Genomic DNA, 20,800 nt, shown 5'->3' on the forward strand with positions numbered 1-20,800 from the left:
ACATGACGAAGGTTGCCTACGTTACCCTGCTCGGAAGATCACCCTGGGCGGTCATCAACACATACTACAAGCTTTTAACGATGGGGAAGAAGGCAGACCTGATATACGTCTTCACAGAGGAACGCTATAGGCACAACCTCCCGAAGGTCGTCCGCGCCATCGAGGCAATCTCTGAGGCCTATAATCTTAGCCCCGCAATAAAAACGGAGGTCGTGCCGGATTACGGCTTCTTCGTGGCGGACAGGAAGTTCAGGGAGCTTTTCTCAAAGTTAGGGCGTGAGGGCTACAGAATGGGCTTGGACATAACCTCGGGGAGGAAGGCACTCGTTGCGGCTGCGATAGTCCAGATAAGAGCATTTCCAGTGGCGTTCATCGTCTATATGGGACTTCTGGATCAGGACTTCCCTGACAGGCCTTACATGATGATACCAACCCACCTGCAGCCGATAAAGAACTTCCTCGGTGATGAGAATGAGGGGGACGAGTGAAGTCATAGAGAAGCCCGAACTCCAGGTACTCATGAACGTCCTTGGGGAGATGCGCGTCAGCTATCCCCTCTATGGACTGGAGCTCCTCCGGGCGAAGCCCACCGAGAGGGGTTACAGGGTTAACGTAACCGTGGGCAGAAACGAGTTCAACTCCCGCGTTCCGGATTACCTGGCGAACGAGCTGCCCACCTACACGGACTTCTACGAGAGTTTCATCTCCTCAGGGATAATAAGGTACGATAACATCGGCGAGTTCCTCCAGAACCTGGAGCTCTACGAGCGGCTGAAAAAGGGAGTCGCCTTCGCCCCGGACACCAACATCTTCTACCACCGCTTCATATCCTCCTGCCGGGCCCTCGACGGCTACCAGATAGTGGTCGCCGAGGGAGTGAAGAAGGAGATCGAGGATGCCATGAACTACAAGTACCGGAACAGGCAGCTGGAGGAGATAGGCAGGGAGGTTCAGAACGGGAGCCTCCTTAGGGAGTTCAGTAACAGGAGGACGAAAAAGAGCAGGAAAGCTGCCTACATAGCCCTCAAGGAGTTCGAAAGGCTCAAGCCCAGGATAATCATCGCGGAGGACGTTAAAGAACCCGCCCATAACAACGACGAGCGCATAGTTAAGTCCCTGAAACGTTACGATAGAATGACACCGACGCTTCTCGTCTTCCTAACTGCGGACATAGCGGTCACCGATGTGGCAGAGATGGAGGGGCTGGAGTACTTCCTCTTCAGGTATCCCCGCGAAAAGCTGGGAAAACACGACGTCACAGCGTATCAGCTGAGGACTCTCCTCTTTAACCTCGCAGCGGTCTTCGGTGTCATCGAGATCAACAGGGCCCTGATATTCGGTGAGTTCGGCGGAAAAGGAGGATTGAACGAACTCAAGGTCGTCTTCCCTGCCGAAAACAGAACCTACCACGAGTTTAAGTTCCACCTTAAGCTGAGCAGGAAGCTGATGGAAATAATGAAAGGTTAACATCCTTTGGCTTTCACCAGGACTGCAAAAAACTCGAAAGCAAACATAAAAACCGTGAAAACCTCCGCAAACAGGGTTATGTACCCTCCCAACGGCAGGAGAATGAGGGCCATTGAAACGCCAAAGGCCACCAGTTCTTCTCCTTCCCTCGATTCGCCCCCGTAGCGATACTCAAGCAAAAAGGTAAGCCAGTTGAGGATAACAAAGAAGGCAAGAATCGGTCGGAACATCCAGAACAGATATGCTCCGCTGTACAGAAGGAACGGAACTGCCAGGTAGAGGCGCCTCATGGGGTATCCCCCCAATTATCAATCCGTCCCGACGGACCTCAACGTTCCCCGGCTCCTTAGAGACCACGAGATGGTAACGGCCGGGTTCAACAACTTCTAAGGCAAGCACCAGTTCGTCCACATTGAGGAGTCTGCTGCCGTTTGCACCGTTGAGATGCTCCTCGTTCCCTTCTCCGGAGGATCTGACGAGGAGCGTTGGATGGACGGTAAGAACCGACCGATAGCTGTGTCCCATGTACCTAACGCTGACCGGCATGCCCTCTGCGTAGGGAATGTAAAGGGTCCCCTCACCGGGATGCGCGTCCACAGGAGTCCTAAAATCGCGAGTGCAGCAGGAAATACGAAGATGACCCCCCGCGATTGAGTCCCCTTCATCTTCCCACCGGCAGGGGTTAAAATCTCAAAACTTAAAAGGTTTATGGGGGGATAAAGAAAACTGTTTACCGCAGCATTCCCTCGAGCTTCTCCACGAACTCCGTGCTTCTCCTGAGGTCGGCGAAGTACTCCTTTGCCCTCTCAACGTGCTCCCTCTCGACCCGCCCTCCTTTCGCCAAAACGCTCGCCGGAGCCAGAAGCTGAACGGCATAGCGCAGACTGGTCTTCTCGCCGAGTTCCGCAAGGTACTCTATCGCCTCATCGCTGGCCTCTATCTTCTCCTCCTTTGCACGGATTTTGATGATCTCGCGGATTTCTTCCCTCTTATAGGGCTCGGTGTTGATTATCAGGAGCCTGTCAAGCATGTCGAGGGGCATTCCATGCGGCGCCTCGATGTCCGTTCCCCTTATCTTCGTCCTCCCCCTGTTGGTGGCCATGATGAGGATTGGAGCGAGTTCGCTCTCCATCGCCCTCGCGAGGAAGGAGAAGGCCTCGATATCGAGCATGTGGGCCTCATCGATGAAGAGCACTCCGGGAACGAGCGTTGCCTTGCCCTCCTCTATCCAGCTTTTGACAGTTTCATCAACGCGCCTCCTTACCTCATCGCTTATCTCGGCACCGGTACTGAAGAGCAGACCGAAGATGTTCCCGCGGGCGTTGGCAACATCCAGGTCATGGAGCGTAACCGTGTAGGTAAACTCCTTTATCTTCAGCACGGGCCCACTGGGAAGGTCCACCTTGCGCTTGAAGAACAGTCCCTCTTCCTCCCTCGTGGTTCCAACCTTTGAAACCTTGCCGGTTTCGGCGTCAATCTGTATGACGTCGCCCTCCTCAACACCGAGTTCCATGAGCTGGTAGGCTATCTCCTTCCCGGCCCTTATGGTTTTCTCGTCGTCCTTCGTGCGGAGGGTTATGAGAACGCTCTCAGGGATTTCGACGTAGGGGTTTAACGGGTGCCTCGTTTTGTTGATCCGGATCTCCCTGACCTCTCCTTCATAGACCTTCCTCTCCTCGCTTATTCTAACGCCTATTGCCCTCCTGAGGGCCTCCTTGAGGAACTCGGTCTTCTTGATCTCGGCTGAATAGATCTCGCTGCCCGAGATCTGGACGAAGGGGACGTCTTCACCGAGTTCCCTGGCTATGCCCATCGCGATTGCTGTCTTACCGCTTCCCGTCGGTCCGACGAGGAGGATTCCCTTCCCGGCAAGCTTTCCCTCTTTAATAAGCTCAACCGCTATCCCGGCCGCTTCTCTAGCTTTAATCTGCCCCACCATACCGTCGGCCATGAAGAGTGCCCTGCCTTTCTCGTCCAGGCCAAGGCCCTTTATGTGAGAGTGGCTGCCAATCCTTTCAAAGGTCCTCTTCGTGACCTCCTCGATGACCGCCATTCAACCACCCCCTTATTCTTCCTTGTAGTTACTAAAATAGAAAGGCTTAAAAATTTGACTGTGTGGCTCAGACCGTCGATCCCGGGCATCGATTTACCCCAAAGGCCAATTTCATCATCGCCGGGAAAAGTTGGAGGGAAACTTTAAAAACTCTCTCAAAGCACGTTGAGGTACTTATGCACCTGAAAGCTTAAGCCTACGTTCTTCCTGCCCATTATCAGGGAAGCTTCGCGGTAGAACTCCATAAGCTTTTCCTGAGAGACGTCAATCGGCTCCCTCGGCTGGATGACGAGTGGAACTAAATCTTTCAAAAGCTCCCCATACCAGCGGACGTTTTCGAGCTTGGTCCCCTTTGTGACGACGAGCTTGGCATAGGTTTTCGCGCCGGCTTCCTTCAGGATTCTGATGCTCTTCACCTCTCTAAGAACGAGGTTCTTCCAGTCCTCCGTGGCCTTGGCCGTCTCGTCCTTTATGTCCACGCTCGCGTAATCAACGAGGTGAGCGACCTCCTCAATCAGCTCCGGAAGGCCTCCGTGAGTTTCGAGAAAGTTGTCGAAGCCGAGTTCCTTCATGCGTTCCATGAGGACCTTCAAGGCCTTAACCTGGAGGGTGGGCTCGCCGCCGGTGTAGCTTATCGAGTGAATATCGCCGGTATCAAGCCTCAGGACTGCATCAACGACTTCATCAACGCTCGCTGGATTTGGCCGGTACTCAAACTTTCCGGTGAAGGGCTCGACCTCATAGCGCCAGCGGGAGACGCGGGAGGCGTCTATGTACTGCTTTGAGTCGCACCACTGGCAATGAAGGTCACAGCCCGCGAACCTGACGAAGATTTGCCTTCTCCCAAAGGCGCTTCCCTCAACGCTCCCCCCCTCCCCCTGCCAGCTGTTGAAGACCTCGGCCATTACGAGCTTCATGTTCCCAGCTCCTCCACGTTCAGCCCCTTCACCTTATCACTCACGAAGCCCTCGAGTATCTCGACTTTAACACTTCTCTCCTCCCTGGTCATGTCCGCCATGAGCTGAACGGCCCTCGCGTAGTCCCAGAGCCTTCTCTTCGCCTCGGGGGTAACGCTCTCGGCCATCACGATGAGCTCCCTTTCCTCCGGGTGAGAGCCCATCCACTCCACAACCTTTCTCGCGTCTTCCTCCGTAAAGACACCCTTCTTCGTGAAGAGCACGTTCCCCCCTCCATAAGCTATTACATAATTCCAGAGCTATGGAATTAAGTAGGTACTCAATTAAAGGTATTTCATCAGCAGCTCGACGGCCTCCTCGAATACCTCCCTGTCCTTACCCTCGAGAATGCTGTCGAGGTAATGTAAGCTGGCCAGGTTGAGGATTATGTAGGCCGTGTTCCTGTCCAGGCCCAGATCGTAGGCCTCGTAGTGAACCATCTGCCTCCCCAGGGCCTCGTTTAGCATGTCCACGAAGTATTTTATTTCCTCAACGGTTAACTCCCCCAGGCGGTTCTCCATCTCCCCGAAGTAGCGCTTCAGGATGCCGAGTGTTTCCAGGTCTAGCTTGAGGGTCCCCATGAAGTAGGGAAACTCTCCAATTCGGAAGACCTTAACGCCTTCCTCGTCCTGAACGCCAACGTAATCCCAGAGCAGAATACCTTCGATGGGATTGTGCCCGTACCTGCTCGCCAGGTAAGAAAAGCGTTCCATAGCGGCGCTCATATCCTCAAGGAATTCCTCCTCATCGCGGAAGGGTATTATTTTGCTTATCGTTCCAGCCATCTTTCGCACCATTAGGGGGTTGGGTCAATGGTTATAAGGCTTTGCGAGTAAAGCTGAACGCCCGACGAGTATGGGGTTGCGATGACGTCGGGACCCCCAGGGGGCCGACATCCTCAATGGCCCCCTTACAAACTTCGCCTTCGCGAAGTTTGATCAAGGTTTGTGGCTCCTCCTCAGGGCTTGTTTCTAAAAGTGTGATTATAGTGTGAGTTTAAGCCTTAGAATGTTGGAATTCGTTAAGGCACGCTCTTTTTAGAGGAGTTCGTTTTTAAACCGACGCCCGGAGGGCATCAATAGAGGAGAACTCTCTTTTAACTTGTAAAGCGAATGGATTTCGGGTTGAAAGTTCCCCACTTAGAATAATCACACTTAAGCACGTTCAAGTTTAGTGGAGCCACAAACTTTTGGTGAAGCTTTTTCCAAAAGCTTCAACGCCGCTTTCACTGTCGTTCAAGCGTCCTTACGGATGGCGGAAGTGAGGTGCATTTTCTACAAGCTTCAGAAGGGTTTTGTTACTCCCTTGCTCCTTTGGTGAGTGTTTCACTGCACAAACTTCTCCGAAGGACGCCAAAGATAAAGTGTGGAAACCAGATGAATGGGGTGTGAACAACAGGAAACCCACAGAAAGCTTTAAATTCTGGGGTGCACACCCGGTTTGAAGTTTAAGGGGTTTAACATCCCCGATCAGGCTTTGCTGACGCAAAGCTTGTTATGCAAAGGTTTATAAAACGTCCCCGGAAACAGTCACCGATCGTGAAATCGGTAATAATTAGGGGTGATGCTCATGGGAAGGACTGCTAAGGTCGGTTCCGCTGGGAGGTTTGGTCCCAGGTACGGTCTCAAGATTAGGAGAAGAGTAGCCACCGTTGAGGCCAAGATGAAACAGAAGCACGTCTGCCCGGTCTGCGGAAGGAAGGCCGTCAGGAGAATAAGCACCGGCATCTGGCAGTGCCAGAAGTGCGGGGCAACCTTCGCCGGTGGCGCCTACCTGCCGACCACTCCGGCCGGAAAGGTTGCGAAGCGCGTTGTCGCTTCCAAAGCCTGATTCCTTCCTTCTATTCGGGTGATGACTATGGTTTTGGCCGTTTATCGCTGTGCGAAGTGCGGAAGGGAGGTCGAACTCGACCTCGAGAACACGAGGGAAGTTCGCTGCCCCTACTGCGGCAGCAAGATACTCTACAAGCCCAGGCCGAGGGTGGCCAGGCGCGTTAAGGCCATCTGATTCTTTCGTTTCGAAAGCTTTTTAGTGACCAAAGCGGGTTTTGAGTGAGGGCTATGATGCTGATAACGACATCCCACAGACCGACGAGGAGGACGAGGAGTTTCGGCCACGATCTGGAGAAGGTGTTCCCCAACTCCCTCTACCTGACGAGGGGAAAGAAAACGCTCCAGGATCTTCTGATGGAGGCCTACGACAGGAACTATGAGAGACTCCTAATAATCAACGTCTGGAAGGGAAATCCTCTCAAGATGACCTTTATCAAGGTTGATCCGGATGACTGGGGCTACCTCGGCTACCTCTACCTCCACGGTATAAAGCTCCAGCGCGAGATGGGGTACAGGGACATTCGTCCCATCCGCGAGGAGATGCCCCTCGTGGTTACCACCGCCAAGCGCGTCGGTCCGGATCACGTGGCCTTCGCGAGGGTCTTTGCGGAACTCACGGGCGGAACCTTCGTGCCCAGACGGGAGCGCTCTCTCCTTGGCATAGCGGACAGGTACAACACGAACGTCCTCGGTGTCATCGAGAGGCACCCGCGCGGGATGGCGGTCAATTTCTACCGCTTCGACGTTGATAAGGAAAACCCCGTTGGGCCCCTAATAGGCGTCAAGATATGGGCAATGGAGGACGGTCGAAGATGGGACTACAGGGAAGCTACGGGCCCGAAGAAGACTGGCCAATCGAGGGAGTGATAGAGCTCTCCTTTCCTGACGAAGAAACGGCCAGGATTGTTTACGAGAGCGTTTTCCACGAACACAGAACCGTTCCATACCGAAGGAGCAGGATAGAGTTTCTGCGCGAGGGGAACAGGATAGTAATTCGCTTCCTCGCGAGGGACAACTCCGCTCTGAGGGGAACGCTGAACTCATATCTGAGATGGATTAAGGTCGCGATGGATTCGCTGGAAGTCTGAGAAATCTACCGGCCGAAACTATTTAAAGCCCGGCCACTACTCTATCCTGATCGCGAGTACGGAGGTGTGTTGGAATGCAGAACATACCACCCCAGGTTCAGTCAATGCTCGCCCAGCTCGAGAGCTACCAGCAACAGCTCCAGCTCGTCGTCCAGCAGAAGCAGAAGGTTCAGCTCGAGCTCACCGAGGCGAAGAAGGCCCTCGAGGAGATAGAGAAGCTCCCCGACAACGCGGTTGTCTACAAGACCGTCGGGACACTCATAGTCAAGACCACCAAGGAGAAGGCCCTCGAGGAGCTCAGAAGCAAGATAGAAACGCTCGAGGTTCGCCTCAACGCCCTCGAGAGGCAGGAGAAGAAGCTCAACGAAAAGATCAAAGAGCTTACCGCCCAGATCCAGAACGCCCTCAGGCCGCCCACGGCGGGCTGATCCCTTTTAAACTCTTTTTACCGATGGGAGGGAAGGGAATGGTCGGGGAGGGTGGCAAGAGGAGGGTTATGCACATAGGTCTTCCGAAGTTGAGCGGAGATCAGCTGGTGGAGATAGGTGAGATAGCTCAGGAGACAGTCGTGCGGGAGATCTTTGATGCCCTCAGGAGGAGCGACGTCAAAGACATTGAGGTGACGGCTAGAATAAACCGCGGCGAAACCCTCGACCTGGAGCTTGAAACGTACCTTGAGGTTCCCGTGTTTGTGAAGGTGGACGTTGATAGACTCGTTGAGAGAGCCGTTGAAAAGGCCTACGAGGCCGTCGAGAAAAGGTTGAAAGAACTGGCCGCTAGGGAGTAACCCCTAATGGGGAATCAAGAGCCGGAGGAACCCGGATGAGGGGAAAGATTAAGCTCAGGCGCCTTCTCGAGAGTTCGAAGGACAGGTCCTTCTTGCTCCTCTGCCACCACAATGCGGACCCGGATTCCCTCGGCTCGGCGATAGCCTTTGCCAGATACCTGAGATCCAGCGGCGTGGAAAGGGTAAGGATAGGGGTCGCCCAGAGTGTTTCCTCCTATGCAAAACGGCTTCTGGCCCTCTCCCCCGTTCCCGTTGAGAGAAATCCCCGGGTTGATGAAGACATCGTCGTTATCTTTGACACATCCTCGGTTGAGCAGCTCGAACCCATCGAGATCCCGCCGGAAAAAACCGTCGTTGTCATCGACCACCACGTGGAAAAGAAGAAACCGATAAGAGCGGATGTAATGGTCCTAGATTCTTCGAGAACTTCCACGGCTGAGATCGTATGGGAGCTCTTTAGATACTTCCGTTTTGCCGATGAGGATAGCGTAAAGGCCCTTTTATCGGGGATAGTGACGGACACGGCCAACTTTCGCTTCGCCAACTCAAAAACGTTCAAAGCCGTCTCCGAGATGCTCGAGCGCTTTCCCCTTCGGATGGGGGAAATTTTCCAGCTCGTTGCACCGGTCAGCGATGAAAACACTGACCAGGCGAAGAGGATTGCCCTGCTCAAGGCCTGCCAGAGACTTGAAATCCGGAAGTTCAGGGGGTACATCATAGCGGTCTCGCGAGTTTCGGCCTATGAATCCCTGGCGTGCAAAACCTTCCTCCAGCTCGGCGCGGACATAGCAATCGTGGGAAGCGAGAAAAAGGGTGTGAGGATTTCGGCGAGGGCTAAGGAGAGCCTGGTAAAGAAGGGCCTTCACCTCGGCAAGATCATGGAGAAGGTCGGGCCCGTTATAGAAGGCTCCGGAGGGGGTCACGCCGGTGCGGCCGGGGCGAACGGCAAGAAGAACCTCGACGAGGCGATTAATGTCATCCTAAAAGAGATTGAAAAGTTTTTGATGGAAAGCGGGTAGTTCCCTTTAGTGCTTATTGGATGTGTTTTCATTATTGGACATCCCTTCTTTTACTTTGGGCTTCTTTTGGTTTGTTTTCTCTGTAAGACTAACAACCGAAAAAATTAACACTTAAAGAAAGAATAGATCTGTCTTCTAATAAACGGAAAAGCTTATAAAAGCAGGTTGCCTAAATGGGAATGCAGAACTTCGTAGGAGGTGCCAACTTGAAGTGGAAACCCCTGTTGGGGATCCTGTTAGGACTGTTAGTAATATCTAGAATGGCTACGGCCTCTTTAGATGAGCCCGCATCCCCTAGGACAATGGGATCAATAGAACCTCCAACGGACTTTGAGAATATCGTTTTGACAAAAGTTTTTTCCGGAAAAGATGCGTCACTGGAAGCAATGAACTTCCTTGCCAGACATCGTGGACGACTCACTCTTGAGGTAGATCTCAGAAATCTTGAAAACATTACTTTCATAGGTATATCACTAAGACCCCTCAAAGAGGGATATTACATTCCTGCGTATTATATTGTAGACAAGAGCGCTCCTATGAGCAGGCAAGAGTTCCAAAAGAGGTTCGATGAGATCACTGCAACCTTGGCCAAGGAGCCTCTCATAATGGCGGGGGATGTTCTAAATGTGGAACCTAAAGTTAATTGGGAATATGTTGGGGGAATAGATTATGTGACATCTCATGTCACAAGAAATGGAAGGACTGGCACAATACAACAGACTGGATGGTACTACTATTACTTTGTAGACAATTACAGAGTAGAATACCATGCAAAGATTAAAATCCGGGGGACATGAACTCTAAGGATGTGGCACTCAAAGAACTAAACCTTCACGTTGATAGGAATGGATATACCCATGAAACTCTTGGCGATTTCTTGCCTGATGGTCATATAGGGCCCATAACGAGCTATTCTGAGTCACTCATGATTGAAGTCGACTCAGGAAAAACTCTAAGGATATCGGCCCATGGAGGATACACAAAAGATACCAACGATGGGATATACTTCAGGGGAGATACCCACACCCTAAACCCCAATGACTACGTGAACTTTCACTTCTATGACTCCAAGCGTAACATAAGGTTCTTCCCGGACCCCCCGCATGGGGCGAGTCCTTTTACATATACCTGGCAGTCACTATGAGCGCGAGTTACAAAAATATTAAGTATGGAGTACTGAGGCAGAAACTTAATGGGTCATTCTACTTTAATGGACAACATATAACTGTAAAATCAGCCCCAACAGTGGAGATAGTAGTCCGTATAAAACCAAATCCCGCGAGCGTCTGGTATATTAGAAGATGAGTATTTTCCAGTTTTCTTTTGTTTTAGGGACGTCTTTTTAGTATTCAAACATCTCCCTGATGTTCCAAGTAGTGAAACGTACTGGGAAACATTTAAAATTGATCATTTTATCATTTAGGTTTAAGGTGATCCAAGTGGCAAGGTGCCCCCTCTGTGGAAAGCCCCTTGACTGGGGCGAGCTAATCGAACAGATGCTCTCCCTTGAGAACGCGGAGGAAATTCTACGGGATAGGGAAAAGTTCATGAAAGCGTTTCGAGACTTCGTTTTCAGGTGTCCCCACTGCAGCGGGGAGTTCTATGGCAGGAACCTTCCCCTGGAGGAAGCAGAGAAGGTTTTCGAACTGCTCAACGAGTTCAGGGGATCTATAGACTGGGAGAATAAAAAGGTTAAGCTGAAGCTGAACAACCTCCTGGCCCTGGACACAATGCTCGAGCAGTGGGACGAGAAGGTTAAGGGCCAGCGGTGATCCCTTTGGGGAGGATCAGATACCTGCTGGAGGGAGGAAACTATCGAAAGGCCCTGAAGGAAGCAATGAACATTCAAAATCCCCTGCCGAGGCTTATCGCCCTCGCGAAGATCCTTGAGGTGTTCCCCCGGGACGAGGTTCTGGCAGGGATGTTCGACACCCTCGACTCCATTAGGGGAACACCCGAGAGGGCAGTTGCCCACTCCATCCTCGGCCGTGCGCTCTACTCCCTCGATAGAGACAGGGAGGCCGAGCTCCACTTTGATCGTGCCCTCGAGCTCGCGGAAACGATAGGGTCGCCAAGGATCAGAGGAGAAGTTCTCGCGGCGGTGTCCAGAAACTTGGTCCTCTCCGAGAGATACGGAGACGCGCTGGACCTCTTTACCAGATCGGTCGAACTTCTTCAGAGGTCACGGGGTCTTTCTCCCTCTGCCGTAGAGTCTCTTATCGGGGTCGCGAGGCTTATCGAGAAAAGTGCCGACGGGGTTCCGAACGAGATGGCCCTGGCATTTTACAGGCTCGCACGCGACGTTTATACGTCCATTTCATTTAACCTGCAGGCGAAGTATCTGGAAGAGAAAATGAGACTGGTGGAGGATGTTCTGAAGCGCGGAAAGGCTGCAGTCAGGGAGCTCATAGAAACAGGTGACGTGGAACCCGCTATCGAGATGGCCCGCTTCCTGCCGCTGGAGGAGAGGGCAGTGGTGATGCTCGAACTTTCCTACTGGTTCCATCTCCACGAGCAGCCCAAGCTTGGAAGGAGGGTTTTCGACGATGCCCTCGAGATAATCCTTGTTGGAAAGTTCAAACCGCCCGATAGGGAGCTCATGGGGGTGGCCAGACGTTTTCTGCGCATTGGTCTCCTTGAGGAGCCCCTCCTACTCGCTGGAATAGTGGGGGATGAAAAACTCGCCTCCCGGCTTCTCGGGGAGATAGCCCTGGCCTATTCAAAGAGAGATCCAGAGAAGGCCCGCTCGATAGCCGAAGGCATAAGGGACGAAAGCGTTAAGAGACGGGTTTTAAAGGCACTGGAGGGTGGTAGTGATGTGGGATACGAGCAAGGATTACCGCTTATTAGTGGCGGAGAAGGCGATAGAGCTCTTTCTGAAGACGATTGAGGCAGCGAAGTTCAAGGGGCACTGGGACAAGAAGAGAGCGATAAAGCTCGGCAAGGAGATGTTGCCTGAGATACAGGCGATGCGTTATTCCTACATTGAGCCGAAGGAACTCATTGAGACACCCCAGATGAAGGCCCTCAAGGAGAAGGCCCTTGAAATAATCGAGGCCTTGGGTGGCGAGGACTGGCACCACAAGTTCATAAGCAACGCCTCCAAAGATGAAAGGGAGAAGGTTGAGGAGCAGGTTGCTAAAATCCGCTTCTTCCTGAACACAATACTCGGCCTCGACAAACGATTGGCCCTCGGAAAGATAAACGACCCCGTAATAGCTGTGGATATAAAGGTCGGCGAGGTCATGAGCGTCGCTAAACATCCGAACGCTGACAGGCTGCTCGTCACCAACGTCAACATCGGCGACAGAGCTATCACCGTCGTTACCAACGACCTGACTGTTAAGGAAGGCAACCGCGTTGCCGTTGCTCTGCTTCCGCCGGCTAACTTCCGCGGAATAGTCAGCGAGGGCATGTTTCTTGGGGCTGGAGAGGGCGTCCTCAAGGACGTTAAAGGGGAAATCGGGGGCCTTCCAAAGGGCATTCCACTTGAAGCTCTCAATGAGACGAGGAACCTTGTCGAGGCTTTCCTGAAGGGCTGATTTTCGTTTTTGTTCCGAGGTATTCACTAGCTTACTCGATTACTCCTCTTTCTTTTGAGCTATCCTAATCGTAAAACCTAACTCCGAATAAATTTGTACTCGAAAAAAGAGGAAGAAGCTTCACTAGTAACAAAAGGAAAAGTTTATATAATACAATGGTAAATAGTGGTTATGAAAAACCCTCCGATGGTGGACGACTTGAGATGGAAGTTCCTGCTTGCAGTCCTTTTGGGACTGCTGATGGTTGGAGTGACTGCTGGAAGTGCAGGTGCGTTGCCTCAAGATTCCTCTGGGATACCCGTGGGGATAACGCCCCAGACCGCAGAAAAAGTTGCCCTGACCTATGTGGAGTGGATATCAAAAAACATCCCGCTATATAAAGCGTGGGAAGGATCAAGAGTATCAAAGATACCCAAAATATACTATCTGCCAGATGGGAGTAAAGCTGCATACGAATTCACAATCCTTAAAAATGGCAAAATAGTGGGTTATATCATGATAAGCGCCAGAGAAGATCTCCCACCTGTTCTTGAATTCGGAAAATCCAAGCCACCTAGCATGAATATTGAGAAAGTTAAGGTCAAGTATAGAGTTAAACGACTTCTCTATCTCGGAGCACTTCTTTATGCTGCGGATATTGGGAACGAAAAGGCGGTGCATCTGAGGGATATGAGAATCATGGAATATCCCCAGAAAGTTACCTTCAACGTGGATCGTAAAGCAGCTGAAGCCTCTTGGATGAGTATTCTGAAAGAAACGAACAAAGACGTGTTTTTGAAGTCTGACGTTGGAATCCACTCCTCGACACCTGTTGTCTCAGATTGGGGATACATATGGGGTGTTCCTTCTTGGACCTCTGAAGATGCAGGAAATGCTAACATTCCGTATCCAGACAATGTGGGGGACCTACCTGACCCATGGGATACATGGGATGGATGCACCCCAATAGCTGCTTCAATGGTTATCGGATATTATATAAGTTATCCAGACAAAGAGAGCATAATTGACATTCTTCATCACACCATGAATACGGGTGGTCATTGGTATACTAATCCCTGGGAAACAGCCATACAAGACGTAGATGATGGGATCGACAACTTTGCTGAGGAGTATCACAGAATATCCAGGCAGACGATTCCCCATGACTTTGATGGAAGCAACGACTATTATGTTTCTATGGATGATGTAAAACGCCAAATCAAAACGTATGGACGTCCCTTTGTTCTGTCTATCAATGGAGGCCCCTACGGGCTAACTACGGGTCATAGTGTTGCAGTTGTGGGATTTACAGAGTGGAAGAACTTAGAGGATGGTGTCACATGGATGTATCTGACAATTCACAACACATGGTACAATGGAGACGAAGGCGTGGATAGTATCCTTTTTGGAGATTGGCGTATTGCAGTAGCAACGTATGTGACGGCAAATGGTTAGAGGGTTGTCAATGAAAGGCCATGACGTCATTGTAATGCTACTTTATGGAGTTTTTCTCTTTATTTCATCTTTATACTTCATCCTCGCAGGTTCAGCCGTGGTTGACTACCTCGGGATTGACAGACACTTACCTTATTCGTTGACCCCTATTATAGTGTCATTTATCTCATCCCTCATGTTTACGGCCCTGTCATCGGTGTCCCTAATCTTCACAAAGAGAAGCAGTATAAGAAAAGCCGTTTTCATGGTGTTTTCGACGAGTTTTGCGTTCTATTCAATTATTGTCTGGTTCTTTTTGGGATCCAAATAATCTTTGGAGGTGTTTAGATGAAGACGGAGAAAGCGGGTATGATAATCGGGTATGGGGTCTCTTTACTTATCCTTTCCCCTTTGCTTCTCTATGGAAGCTTTGCATTCGTTGACAGCTTTGGAATTGACAGGCTTTTACCCGGAGGTCTAACCACTCTGCTTATACTTCTCCTTCCTGCGGTTGTCTTCACGCTTTTAGGATCGGTGCCGTTGATTGTTCTCGGGAAGGGCAAAGAACTTATCAAACAAGTGGCTGTTGGGTTATTTGTTGCAAGTTTCGTTTTCAACATCCTACTGCTGTTCGTCGGCTTTATGGTCTTCAGGTGATTTCCGCCATCTGGCGGAGAGAAGTCTCCCGGGCTTTCCGCTTCCTGTTCCTTCAAGCTAACCACAAAAGTTACCTCCCTCAGGCGGGGCACCGCGTTTCTTGAAAACGCCGGCGAGGTCAGAAGAGTTTCCTTCGTGAAGTTCAGCGTTGACGTCTACGGTAGAACCAACGTGAGCACGGGAGGATTAACCGCCAAAGTGCCGGTCGTGGTTTTATGCGCCCGGGCATCGATGGGAATCCTCTCTGGACCTTCACGCTTTCAGATTACGCTTGGACCCACGACGTGGGCTTTGAACGTCCCCTGCCGGATGGCTCTCCGATGTCCGACTACGTCATGGTTCCGAACGGAACCGAGGTAGTCTGGAGCAGAATCTTCCAGATGGACGACCCGGGCTGGAGGAAAATAGACGGGAACGGCTGCGCCACCTTCGGGCTGTACGGTGGCTACGCCACCTACTGCAACGGGACGATGACGTTCCATCAGAACTCCGACGGGTGAGTGTTGAGGATAAGGGAAATACTTCTGGCTCCGCTCCCGGCGGTATACGAGGCGATGCCCCGTGAGAAAGCTGACGTTACAGCGGGCGTTCTTTACGCCCTCTTCCTGCTTCCATCCTCCTTTTACTTCACCTTCGTAAGTGCGGCGATGATCGACACCTCTGGAATCCCTCCCCCTGATAAGGAAGAAGAGGGGAATAAAGAGGCCCGTCGTTGGGATTTTTGCGGCTTACCTGTTCCTCTACTTGGCTGTTCTGCTTCTCTTTGGTGCTATTGGTCCCAGAACTCCATCCTCTTTCCCACTACATACGGCTCAACTCAAGTTCTGTCCCCATCCTCCGTTCCAATAACTGCGGGGATTACACAGATACCCGTTTCATTTTTCAGCTTAATTCCCTCTCCAAAGGAGGACTTAACCGTCGAATTGCAGGGGATTACTTTGCCACCATTCTTCTCAAAGAAGCTTAGATACTCCTCAAGTTTGACATCGTCAGCGGGGGTGAGGTTCAGGCTTCCATTCCGGAGGTCAAAAATGGCGAGATACGTGACATTTCCTGCCCTCACGATTCCCTCGACGCGGAGGACTCTGCAGTCGGGACAGTCACCGACGACCCAGTAGGTGAGCTGTGGCTGGAGGGAATTATCGCCAAGGTTGTTATCATAAATTAGGTTTAAAATGTCCTCCATAGTTAATGCCATTGGATTGGGAGTAGGTTTTGACATGGAAAAACTTATTTTCGAAAAGAATACTCCACAAAACATTAAAACTAAAAGAGATAAAAAAACAATAATCTGCTTATGATTACGTTTCATCAGGTTCACCTCTCTCAATGTAACTCTCAATCTTCAAAACTTTAACTTGGGGATTCTCTGCTACGTAAATTGGCTCTCCTCTCTTTTGTGCCCTATAAATGATAAAATCCGGGATGTTAAATTGCTTTTTATAAATCTCGGCATATTTGGGATTTATTACGTAAAGAGTATGTAATGTGCCATTGGAATTTATGGTATATTTAGCAATTCCTGAAGTTCTGTAGCTCATTCCTTGAGTCATCTTACTAAAGATGTTGACTTGCTTCAGTATGCTGTATGGTGTATATGACGGTGCTCTAATCTCAAAACTGCCGGAAACGACGGCAGCTTGCCACGGATCCCAGTATATTTTTGATTTAACTGTAAAATCTGCGTAGCTACCTGAGTCAATCTCTATGAGCCAATGTGCAAAGTGTCCAACATCACTTCCATACGTTGTCCATCTAAAGTACACATTTCCTGGGTCATTTAGCTCATCATATCCCTTTTTCAAGTTATAAGCAAATTCTGCTGCTGTGTATGCATAACCCACTCCATGGGGTAGATTACCAACTACAATCTCTGCTATATCCTGTGCAATGTCTTCAAATAAACCTGCAGTTCCGGAATATGGAAACGCTGCCGCAACTCTTTCGTCATTTGGATTTGCCATGAACGAGAAGCTACCCCCGTCTTTTATAAGGTCTACTCCCTGCTTTACTATCATCCCTGGTCCACAGGAGATATCACATTCTCTTGCTGCACCGGCAGCAGACTCTTTAAGTGAATATAACCATCCATATCCATCCCACCAATAGTACTTGTACATCTCAACAGCTGCACTGTTATATACAGTGCCCCAACCGAGAGGGGTCTCATAATATCCTGTTGAATACCCCTCTCCGAGTTCACTCCAATCTCCTGAAGCTACTACAACTTCTGTTGTTGCTCCAATCACCAGCAGTCCCAAAAGGACTGCTACCAAACATCCCCATCTCAGGTCGTTCACCTTCTGGGAGTTTTCACAACGCTTATGTACGTCATGATATATAAGCTTTTCTTTTTGCTATTTGTAACTTTTCTTTCTTTTTTTTTCGAGTACAAATTTATTCAGAGACGGGTTTTATAAAGTGAACGGGTCAAAAGAAAGAAAAGTAATCTACCACATTATCCAGAGCCCTCTTGGCATCTTCTTTGAACTCGGAGAGGCCGAGCTCCTCCATGGTCTCGGGCAGGGGAACGCCGAGCTCCTCGTCCCAGCCCCTCAGCCTGTAGAACTCCTTTCTTGCCTCGAGGAAGTCGTTGTAGTCGATGAATGCTTTGTTGCCCTTTGCCGGGCCGTCAGGCTCCGGCTCCCACCAGCGCGGCGGAATCGTGTCGTCGAGATATGGTGTAACCCAGTCGAGAGCGTTGTGGATTCTCGCTATGCTCTCAACGCCCCAGGCTCTCTTCCTCAGCTCCTCAACGCTCCATTCCTCACCAGTGACGAGAGAGTAGAGTCTCGCGAGGTCTTCCATCCTGTAGGGAACGAACTTGCAGGTTCCAAGCATGTCGGTGATGTAGCTCTCATCTCTACTCTCTATGAGCGAAGGCACGAGTTCTTTGGCAGGTCCCTGGTTTGGCAACTGGTGTGGCCTCGGCCAGCCGCGGAGGTGGCTTGCTCCGACGTCCGCTGTGGCGTAGCTTAAAGCATACGTCCTCCTTCCGCGCGGGTCCCAGGCAGGTGCCTCCATTCCCTTGACGTGGACAGCAAGCTCGCAACCTCTACCAAGCCTCTCACAGGCCCTCTTAACGCCGTCCGCCAGAATAGCGCCAAAACCTTTCCTCTCGGCCATCAGTTTAATGAGCCTCTCCTCAGCCTCCTCGTCGCCGAAGCCCTTGACCGGGAAGCCTATCTCCTCCTCGCTTATCAGCCCTTTCTCGACCATCTCAAAGAGCCAGGCTATGGTGTTGCCCGTCGCTATGCTGTCCAGTCCGAGGTTGTTGACGAGCCAGTTGAAGTACGCAACCGCTGGAAAGTTGAAGACGCCCGTGGCCGCTCCGAGCATCGCTATGCTCTCGTATTCAGGCTTGACGCGGATTTTCCTGCCTTTGTATTCCACCTCAACGTAGCGGGCGCACTTTATCGGGCAGCTCTTGCCGTGGACGAACCATTCTGGCTCAACTTCATACTTCTTGACCTCGTCTCCGGCGAGCTTTGAAGCCAGCTCGTCCGGGATGTATGGTCTTGAGAAGTTGTAGGCCGGGCTCATGCCCAGGGAAGCGGAGCTCCGCAAAGCATCTGTGGTTCCGTAGTTCCTCGTGTGTTCATACTTCGGGTTGGTTGAAAACTCGTTGTAGTACTCCTGCCAGAGTTTCTGGAACTCCTCTGGATTGGCTACGCTCGGCTTCTCGCCGGGCTCAACGACAACCGCTTTGACCTTCTTGCTTCCCAAGACCGCTCCCAGTCCACCTCTTCCGCTGGCCCTCTCGGTGTCGTAAACAACGTTGGCAATCCTGCTCAGCTTCTCACCTGCTGGGCCTATCATGGCTATACTCGCCTTTGGATGCTCCTTCCATATCTCCTTGGCAACCTCATAGTTGCCCCTTCCCCAGAGGTGCTCCGCTGGGAGAATCTCGACCTCTCCATCGTGGACGTAGAGATAGACGGGTTCCTCGCTCTTCCCTTCGATTATAAGGGCATCGAAGTGGCCCTTCAGCTTCGGCCCGAAGGCGTCTCCACCGCTTGAGTCGCTTATCAGTCTCGTCTCGGGGCTCTTGCTGACGGCTATAACCTTGCTCGAACCCGGAACGAGGCCCGTCATTCCCCCGGGTGCGAAGACGAACTTGTTGGCCTCGCTCAACGGGTCGGTGCCCGGTGGGACCTCGCGGTAAATCAGGTAGTAGCCGAGGCCCTTCCCGCCTATGAACTTCCTTATCGCCTCATCAGGCAGTTCCTCGTAGGTAACCTTTCCCTCCGTCAGGTTTACACGCGCAATCCTGTTGTGGTAGCCGTACATCAAACACACCTCCTTGCTTTTTCCCTATCCTCCTTCGAGAGGCGCCAGCCCATCGCCCCAAAGTTCTCCTCCACGTGCTCCTTCCTACCGGCCTTGGGAATCGCTATAACGTTCTCCTCCCAGATGAGGTAGTTTAAAGCGACCTGAGCGGCAGTTCTTTCGTATTTCCTCCCAATCTCGGCAAGGCATTCGTTTTTAGCTAACGTTCCCTTCTCCAGTGGAGTGTAGGCAATCAACGCCATCTTTTCCTTTTTCATGTAATCGAGCAGACCACTCGTTTCGGGCCACCTATCGCGGAGCGAATATTTTACCTCGTTCGCCACAATCTCGTACTTTCTCATGGCTTCCTGGCTTCTTTTGAGCAGTTCAAGGTCGAAGTTGCTGACTCCAATGTATCTGATAAGCCCCTCATCAACGAGCTCTTCCAAAGCGTGAAGGGTCTCCTCTATCTTTTTCCAGCTTTCCCCCGGCCAGTGGAGGAGGTAGAGGTCTATGTAGGTGCCGAGTCTCTTTACGCTCGCCCTAGCGGCCTTCTTGGCCTCGCTGTGGCCGAAGTGGGTCGGCCAGACCTTGCTGATGATAAATAGCTCCTCCCGATCAAAGCCCTCTATCGCTTTTCCAACGAGCTCTTCACTGTGGCCTGCTCCGTAGAATTCGGCAGTATCGATGAGGTTCATTCCAAGCTCAAGGCCGTACCTGAGAACTTCAACGCTTTCTCTATCCCTCGAGTAGTCGGGACTTTCCTTTCCCCCTATTCCCCACGTCCCCATTCCTATTGCTGTGACATTATCATCGCCTATCCTCTTGAGGTCAGAAACCCGTGGCATTTCTCACACCGCTCAAATTAGGAATCCGAACTTAATTAAGGTTTCCGTCTGAACGCTAAAATGGTCAGATGTGTGGAGCGAAGGTTTATAAAAGCGTGGCCGTTGGGGGAGTGGTGATACCATGGACCCAGTGTCAAAGGTTTTTGAAGAGGCCAAGAAAAATCCAAAGATGAAGTAAAAGCTCAGGATGAAGGCGGTGTTTTCGCTGGTTCTGTTTGTAGCCTTCTTAGGTGTCATTTTTATAACGGTGGGAACCTTCCTCTCTGCAAAGCAGGGAAGCTTCCTCGGTATGAACCAGCTTGACTTTTTGAGGCTCCGGGCAAGATACGGGCTGTTAATGATGGCCCTGATACTGATTCACCTAGCTATGAACGGGAACCTCATGAAAAAGGAACTTGGACTCCTTTTTGGTTAAACCTCTTCAAGTTTCTTCCTCACTTCTTCTGTGTTCCTCCTCGTTTCTTCGAGCACGTTCTTTAGCTTTTCAAGCTCGACTTTGAAGTCGTTCAGCGTCTTGTTCACCTGGTAGAACGCAAAGATTAACACGACGAGAATGATAAGGCCGAGGATTATACTTATCCATCCGCTTGGGGTCTGCATGTGTTCACCTCCCCCGGGCATTTTCATCCCTCCAGGCGCTTTACAACGTCGTTGTCTATGACCAGCTTGAAGGGCTTGGCCCGATAGTACTTCTTGGCCCTCGGGTCGTCAGGCTCAAGTCGGAGCTCGCTCTCGACAAGGCTGGCTTTTTCAAGCTTTTTGAGGTGAAGGTAAAGTAACTGCCTTGAAATTCCGAGGGTCTTGGCGAGTTCATAAACATACCACTCCTTTTCGCAGAGCAACTTTAGTATCTTAACCCTCACTGGATT

29 protein-coding genes are annotated in these 20,800 nt (G+C 51.1%); 18 read left to right on the plus strand and 11 right to left on the minus strand.

The annotated features are described in order from the left end of the window. The first annotated feature begins 2 nt into the window (after positions 1–2). Entirely contained in the window at positions 3–488 is a 486-nt protein-coding gene (locus tag MV985_RS04410; protein ID WP_297463584.1) for a hypothetical protein, read from the plus strand. After that, positions 472–1,467, plus strand: a complete 996-nt coding sequence (locus tag MV985_RS04415) for a PIN domain-containing protein (RefSeq protein ID WP_297463647.1) — start codon at positions 472–474, stop codon at positions 1,465–1,467. The genes MV985_RS04410 and MV985_RS04415 overlap by 17 nt, the downstream gene beginning before the upstream one ends. Here the strand turns inward: MV985_RS04415 and MV985_RS04420 are convergent. From MV985_RS04420 to MV985_RS04440, 5 genes are all read right to left on the minus strand, one after another. Then, the gene (locus MV985_RS04420) at positions 1,464–1,757 is read right to left on the minus strand and encodes a hypothetical protein (protein ID WP_297463585.1); all 294 of its coding nucleotides are present in this window, start codon (positions 1,755–1,757) and stop codon (positions 1,464–1,466) included. The two genes, MV985_RS04415 and MV985_RS04420, sit on opposite strands and share 4 nt — an antisense overlap. A gap of 440 nt (positions 1,758–2,197) precedes the next feature. Then, entirely contained in the window at positions 2,198–3,520 is a 1,323-nt protein-coding gene (locus MV985_RS04425; RefSeq protein ID WP_297463586.1) for a RuvB-like helicase, read from the minus strand. A gap of 155 nt (positions 3,521–3,675) precedes the next feature. Next, positions 3,676–4,437 carry a 7-carboxy-7-deazaguanine synthase QueE gene (locus MV985_RS04430; RefSeq protein WP_297463588.1) on the minus strand — a complete coding sequence of 254 codons (762 nt, stop codon included), beginning with the start codon at positions 4,435–4,437 and terminating at the stop codon, positions 3,676–3,678. Further along, positions 4,434–4,700, minus strand: coding sequence for a hypothetical protein (locus MV985_RS04435; RefSeq protein WP_297463590.1), 267 nt, complete (start codon positions 4,698–4,700; stop codon positions 4,434–4,436). The genes MV985_RS04430 and MV985_RS04435 overlap by 4 nt, the downstream gene beginning before the upstream one ends. A 60-nt stretch (positions 4,701–4,760) precedes the next feature. Further along, a complete protein-coding gene (locus MV985_RS04440; RefSeq protein WP_297463648.1) occupies positions 4,761–5,261 on the minus strand; it encodes a hypothetical protein in 501 nt (166 codons plus the stop codon). A 784-nt stretch (positions 5,262–6,045) separates the two neighbouring features. On the opposite strand from MV985_RS04440, the gene MV985_RS04445 reads away from it, so the two are divergent. The 15 genes from MV985_RS04445 to MV985_RS04515 all read left to right on the plus strand — a co-directional run bounded on the left by MV985_RS04445 (position 6,046) and on the right by MV985_RS04515 (position 15,314). Further along, positions 6,046–6,306 (plus strand): 50S ribosomal protein L37ae, encoded by a 261-nt coding sequence (locus tag MV985_RS04445; protein ID WP_297463650.1) that lies wholly within the window; start codon positions 6,046–6,048, stop codon positions 6,304–6,306. A 27-nt stretch (positions 6,307–6,333) separates the two neighbouring features. Continuing rightward, a complete protein-coding gene (locus MV985_RS04450) occupies positions 6,334–6,483 on the plus strand; it encodes a DNA-directed RNA polymerase subunit P (RefSeq protein WP_297420343.1) in 150 nt (49 codons plus the stop codon). 53 nt (positions 6,484–6,536) lie between these two features. Continuing rightward, positions 6,537–7,175, plus strand: a complete 639-nt coding sequence (locus MV985_RS04455) for a ribosomal biogenesis protein (protein WP_297463652.1) — start codon at positions 6,537–6,539, stop codon at positions 7,173–7,175. Further along, the gene (gene pcc1, locus MV985_RS04460) at positions 7,121–7,396 is read left to right on the plus strand and encodes a KEOPS complex subunit Pcc1 (protein ID WP_297463592.1); all 276 of its coding nucleotides are present in this window, start codon (positions 7,121–7,123) and stop codon (positions 7,394–7,396) included. Before MV985_RS04455 ends, pcc1 begins: the two co-directional genes overlap by 55 nt. A 74-nt stretch (positions 7,397–7,470) precedes the next feature. Further along, on the plus strand, positions 7,471–7,824 hold the full coding sequence (locus MV985_RS04465) for a prefoldin subunit beta (RefSeq protein ID WP_297463594.1): 354 nt from the start codon (positions 7,471–7,473) through the stop codon (positions 7,822–7,824). Between the two features lie 23 nt (positions 7,825–7,847). Beyond that, a complete protein-coding gene (locus MV985_RS04470) occupies positions 7,848–8,183 on the plus strand; it encodes a DUF3194 domain-containing protein (protein WP_297463596.1) in 336 nt (111 codons plus the stop codon). Between the two features lie 35 nt (positions 8,184–8,218). After that, positions 8,219–9,202, plus strand: a complete 984-nt coding sequence (locus MV985_RS04475) for a bifunctional oligoribonuclease/PAP phosphatase NrnA (RefSeq protein ID WP_297463598.1) — start codon at positions 8,219–8,221, stop codon at positions 9,200–9,202. A 179-nt stretch (positions 9,203–9,381) separates the two neighbouring features. Then, positions 9,382–9,999, plus strand: a complete 618-nt coding sequence (locus MV985_RS04480; RefSeq protein ID WP_297463600.1) for a hypothetical protein — start codon at positions 9,382–9,384, stop codon at positions 9,997–9,999. Continuing rightward, a complete protein-coding gene (locus MV985_RS04485) occupies positions 9,996–10,346 on the plus strand; it encodes a hypothetical protein (protein ID WP_297463603.1) in 351 nt (116 codons plus the stop codon). The genes MV985_RS04480 and MV985_RS04485 overlap by 4 nt, the downstream gene beginning before the upstream one ends. Positions 10,347–10,641: 295 nt before the next feature. After that, positions 10,642–10,974, plus strand: coding sequence for a hypothetical protein (locus tag MV985_RS04490; protein ID WP_297463605.1), 333 nt, complete (start codon positions 10,642–10,644; stop codon positions 10,972–10,974). A 5-nt stretch (positions 10,975–10,979) separates the two neighbouring features. Beyond that, entirely contained in the window at positions 10,980–12,092 is a 1,113-nt protein-coding gene (locus tag MV985_RS04495; RefSeq protein WP_297463607.1) for a tetratricopeptide repeat protein, read from the plus strand. Continuing rightward, positions 12,019–12,744: a tRNA-binding protein gene (locus MV985_RS04500; protein ID WP_297463609.1), complete on the plus strand. Its 726-nt coding sequence runs from the start codon at positions 12,019–12,021 to the stop codon at positions 12,742–12,744. The genes MV985_RS04495 and MV985_RS04500 overlap by 74 nt, the downstream gene beginning before the upstream one ends. Positions 12,745–12,915: 171 nt before the next feature. Then, on the plus strand, positions 12,916–14,178 hold the full coding sequence (locus MV985_RS04505; protein ID WP_297463654.1) for a C39 family peptidase: 1,263 nt from the start codon (positions 12,916–12,918) through the stop codon (positions 14,176–14,178). 327 nt (positions 14,179–14,505) lie between these two features. After that, a complete protein-coding gene (locus MV985_RS04510) occupies positions 14,506–14,814 on the plus strand; it encodes a hypothetical protein (RefSeq protein ID WP_297463611.1) in 309 nt (102 codons plus the stop codon). Between the two features lie 320 nt (positions 14,815–15,134). Next, on the plus strand, positions 15,135–15,314 hold the full coding sequence (locus MV985_RS04515) for a hypothetical protein (RefSeq protein WP_297463613.1): 180 nt from the start codon (positions 15,135–15,137) through the stop codon (positions 15,312–15,314). A gap of 317 nt (positions 15,315–15,631) precedes the next feature. On the opposite strand, the gene MV985_RS04520 is transcribed toward MV985_RS04515, so the two are convergent. From MV985_RS04520 to MV985_RS04535, 4 genes are all read right to left on the minus strand, one after another. Continuing rightward, the gene (locus MV985_RS04520; RefSeq protein ID WP_297463615.1) at positions 15,632–16,135 is read right to left on the minus strand and encodes a hypothetical protein; all 504 of its coding nucleotides are present in this window, start codon (positions 16,133–16,135) and stop codon (positions 15,632–15,634) included. After that, entirely contained in the window at positions 16,116–17,114 is a 999-nt protein-coding gene (locus tag MV985_RS04525) for a hypothetical protein (RefSeq protein ID WP_297463617.1), read from the minus strand. The genes MV985_RS04520 and MV985_RS04525 overlap by 20 nt, the downstream gene beginning before the upstream one ends. Before the next feature lie 130 nt (positions 17,115–17,244). Continuing rightward, complete coding sequence (locus MV985_RS04530; protein ID WP_297463619.1) at positions 17,245–19,104, minus strand: aldehyde ferredoxin oxidoreductase family protein; 1,860 nt, start codon at positions 19,102–19,104, stop codon at positions 17,245–17,247. Continuing rightward, on the minus strand, positions 19,104–19,931 hold the full coding sequence (locus MV985_RS04535) for an aldo/keto reductase (protein ID WP_297463621.1): 828 nt from the start codon (positions 19,929–19,931) through the stop codon (positions 19,104–19,106). The genes MV985_RS04530 and MV985_RS04535 overlap by 1 nt, the downstream gene beginning before the upstream one ends. A gap of 247 nt (positions 19,932–20,178) precedes the next feature. On the opposite strand from MV985_RS04535, the gene MV985_RS04540 reads away from it, so the two are divergent. After that, on the plus strand, positions 20,179–20,346 hold the full coding sequence (locus MV985_RS04540) for a hypothetical protein (RefSeq protein WP_297463623.1): 168 nt from the start codon (positions 20,179–20,181) through the stop codon (positions 20,344–20,346). Here the strand turns inward: MV985_RS04540 and MV985_RS04545 are convergent. Both MV985_RS04545 and MV985_RS04550 read right to left on the minus strand, forming a co-directional pair. Continuing rightward, positions 20,343–20,531: a hypothetical protein gene (locus MV985_RS04545; RefSeq protein ID WP_297463625.1), complete on the minus strand. Its 189-nt coding sequence runs from the start codon at positions 20,529–20,531 to the stop codon at positions 20,343–20,345. The two genes, MV985_RS04540 and MV985_RS04545, sit on opposite strands and share 4 nt — an antisense overlap. Positions 20,532–20,554: 23 nt before the next feature. Next, positions 20,555–20,800 (minus strand): winged helix-turn-helix domain-containing protein (locus MV985_RS04550; protein WP_297463626.1); only part of this gene is annotated, 246 nt, incomplete at its 5' end.

Origin of the sequence: Thermococcus sp., assembly GCF_027012695.1 — an archaeon.
Taxonomy (GTDB): domain Archaea; phylum Methanobacteriota_B; class Thermococci; order Thermococcales; family Thermococcaceae; genus Thermococcus.